The sequence below is a fragment of the endosymbiont of Lamellibrachia barhami genome, from assembly GCF_011947365.2.
GTDB lineage: Bacteria > Pseudomonadota > Gammaproteobacteria > Chromatiales > Chromatiaceae > QGON01.
Window position 1 is genome coordinate 3,264,371 of sequence record NZ_JAAVSH020000001.1, and the last position, 3,384, is coordinate 3,267,754.

3 protein-coding genes and 1 pseudogene are annotated in these 3,384 nt (G+C 53.0%); all 4 read left to right on the forward strand.

The window, feature by feature from the left end; genetic code table 11:
* Window positions 1–214: response regulator (locus G9Q73_RS14940; RefSeq protein WP_177420483.1), on the forward strand; the 214-nt coding region annotated here is incomplete at its 5' end.
* A gap of 26 nt (window positions 215–240) precedes the next feature.
* A pseudogene (locus tag G9Q73_RS14945) lies at window positions 241–976 on the forward strand (protein phosphatase CheZ).
* A 79-nt stretch (window positions 977–1,055) separates the two neighbouring features.
* Window positions 1,056–3,128, forward strand: coding sequence for a chemotaxis protein CheA (locus G9Q73_RS14950; protein ID WP_177420484.1), 2,073 nt, complete (start codon window positions 1,056–1,058; stop codon window positions 3,126–3,128).
* A gap of 62 nt (window positions 3,129–3,190) precedes the next feature.
* The coding region (locus G9Q73_RS14955; RefSeq protein ID WP_177421473.1) for a response regulator at window positions 3,191–3,384 on the forward strand (194 nt) is incomplete at its 3' end.

A 3,384-nucleotide genomic window follows, 5' to 3' on the forward strand; every position in this document is an offset into this window, starting at 1 on the left:
TATGCCGGGTATGACGGGTATAGATCTGTTAAGGGCGGTGCGTGCCGATGCAAGACTGGCGGCATTACCGGTGCTGATGGTGACTGCTGAATCCAAACGCGAGCAGATCATTGAAGCGGCCCAGGCCGGTGTTAACGGCTACGTGGTCAAACCATTCACCGCAGGCACGCTCGAAGAGAAGATAAGCAAGATCTTTGAACGTGTCGAAGGCTGACAGGTTACAGGGACGGGAGAACCCGAATGCAGGAACAGACAGAGACTGACCAGACTCGCCTCGAAATGGCGCGTGCTCTCGTGGCACACATGGAAGCTGGTGAGAATGAGGATGCAGACCGTGTTATCGGAGAACTGGCCGAGATAAAAGAGAACAAGCTCTTTACGGAGGTCGGCAGGTTGACCCGGGAGTTGCATGAAGCAATCAACGGTTTTCTACTCGACTCACGGGTCTCCGAGATGACCCAGGTGGATATACCCGACGCAAAAGAGCGGCTGAACTATGTCATCACCATGACAGAACAGTCTGCGGATCGTACGTTGACAGCGGTGGAACAGAGCCTGCCGATGGTGGATGAACTGGAGAAACAGGCGGATGCGCTGTTGGCGGAGTGGGACAAATTCCGTTCCCGCTTGTTGACCAAGGATGATTTCAGGGGTCTCAGCGATGAATTGGCTGCATTTTTGCAGCAGACACAACACCATTCCAAGCGCCTGCACGAAAACCTCTCGACTGTATTGATGGCACAGGACTTTCAGGATCTGACGGGTCAGATCATCCGCAAGGTGATCGAACTGGTTCATGACGTGGAGGAGAAGCTGGTCCAAGCTGGTCAGGATTACCGGCGGTAAGCTGGAGGTCAGGAAAAAACTTGACGATCCGATGGTATTGGAAGGTCCTGTAGTGCCAGGTGTCGAACAGGGCGATGTGGTGACCAGTCAGGATGATGTGGACGACCTGCTATCGAGTCTGGGATTTTAGTTTTTACGCGCTCTGCCGAAAACATGAAAGTAATGAATGAATCAGATCTATACCAAAGGATAGAGACAGGGGTAGAAAGATGAGCATAGATCTCAATGACGAGATATTGCAGGATTTTCTGGTAGAAGCGGGAGAGATTCTCGAACTGCTGGGAGAGCAACTCGTGGATCTCGAACAACAGACCGATGATTACGATTTGTTGAATGCCGTCTTTCGTGGATTTCACACCATCAAGGGTGGAGCAGGGTTTCTTGCTGTCGACTCATTGGTAGAGATTTGCCATAAGTCAGAAGACGTATTCAACATACTGCGGCAGGGACAACGCAAGATTACACCGGATCTGATGGATGTCGTGCTTCAGGTCGTGGATGTGGTTAACGAGATGTTTGATGAGATCAGGGATGGAGAGATGCCGGGCCATGCTGATTCCGAACTGATCAAGCGGCTGCAATTCTTTGCTGTTCCCGAGGGGGAAGAGAAAGAAGAACCCGCAATCGTGGCACCTTCCGCGCAACAATCGGAACCAACCCCTGAGCCTCAATCAAATAAAGGTGACTTGAGCGACGATGAGTTTGAAGAGTTGCTCGATGCCATTCAAACCCCCGATACTGCCGAAGCAACGACAGGCAGTGATGCAATTACCGAAGATGAGTTTGAGTCTTTACTGGATGATCTGCACGGTAAGGGGAAATTTTCCAGCAAATCTGGAGAAGAGACGGAAAAAACATCCCCTGTCGCTTCTGATGAGATTTCCGAAGACGAATTTGAGATGTTGCTGGATGATTTGCATGGTAAAGGGAAATTTTCCAATGCGCCAAAAGAGGTGAAATCCGCAGTGGCTCAACCGGCCGCTGAGGCCAAACCCAAACCTAAACCCAAACCCAAACCCAAGCTGGAAATTGCACCGGCAGCGCAGGCGCCGCAAAAGGCAAGACCCAAGCCCCCTCCTGCACCCAAGGGAGCGGCCAAGCTGCAATCGGCAGAGACGACAGTCCGTGTCGATACACAGCGCCTCGACGACATCATGAATATGGTGGGTGAGTTGGTGTTGGTGAGAAATCGCCTGGCGACACTCAAGGCGACCATGAATGATGAAGATGTCAGCAACGCGGTGGGTAACCTCGATGTGGTGACATCGGATCTGCAGCTGGCGGTGATGAAGACCCGCATGCAGCCGATCAAAAAGATCTTTGGCCGATTCCCCCGGGTTGTGCGTGACCTCGCCCGTACCATGAAGAAGGAGATCGACCTGGAGATGGAGGGTGAGGATACTGATTTGGACAAGAACCTGGTGGAGGCGCTTGCCGACCCGCTGGTACATCTGGTCAGAAACTCGGTTGACCACGGCATTGAAATGCCGGACGAGCGTGAAAAAGCCGGCAAGCCACGGCGCGGTACCGTGTTACTCACCGCTGCCCAGGAAGGGGACCACATCCTGCTGTCAATCAGCGATGACGGCAAAGGTATGGATCCCAGTGTGCTGCGGCAGAAAGCTGTCGAGAAGGGCATGATGGATCAAGAGGCGGCCGCCCGTCTCAATGACAGAGAGAGTTTCAACCTGATATTTCAGCCCGGTTTTTCAACCAAGACCGAGATATCCGATGTCTCTGGCCGTGGCGTCGGTATGGATGTGGTGAAAACGCGCATCTCGCAGATGAACGGTTCGGTTGAGATCGATTCAGAAAAAGGCCGCGGTAGCACCATCACCATCAAACTGCCGCTTACGTTGGCGATCCTGCCCACGCTGATGGTCGTGCTGGGTACGCAGCCATTTGCCCTGCCATTGGCCAGTGTGGTGGAGATCTTCAATCTGGATCTCAATCGTACCAATGTGGTGGATGGCCAACTGACGATTATGGTTCGGGAACGCGCTCTGCCGCTTTTCTATCTCAGTCGATGGTTGGTGCAGAACAGTGCCATGGTGGAAGAGGGAAAGGGTAGTCGACATGTCGTTGTGGTCAATGTCGGTAACATCCAGGTGGGGCTGGTGGTGGATGAACTGATTGGCCAGGAAGAGGTGGTTATCAAGCCACTCGGCGCCATGTTGCAGGGATTGGAAGGCATGGCCGGTGCAACGATAACCGGCGATGGGAAAATCGCGCTGATCATGGATGTCCCAGGACTGATGCGCAAGTACGCCAGAAAATATTGAGTGGGCCAGTGATCTGCAGAGGGTTTCAGAAACAACTGTCTCTCAGAAATGGATGGTGAGAAATGCAGGCCAGCCTGAAAGTCTTAGTCGTCGATGATTCAGCATTTTACCGGCACAGGATTGGTGAGATGCTGGAGGCTGCGCCGGATCTTGAGATAGCCGGATACGCCACGAATGGTGAAGAGGCGGTCAAGCTGGCGCAACAGCTACATCCGGATGTCATCACCATGGATGTGCAGATGCCGGTACTCGATGG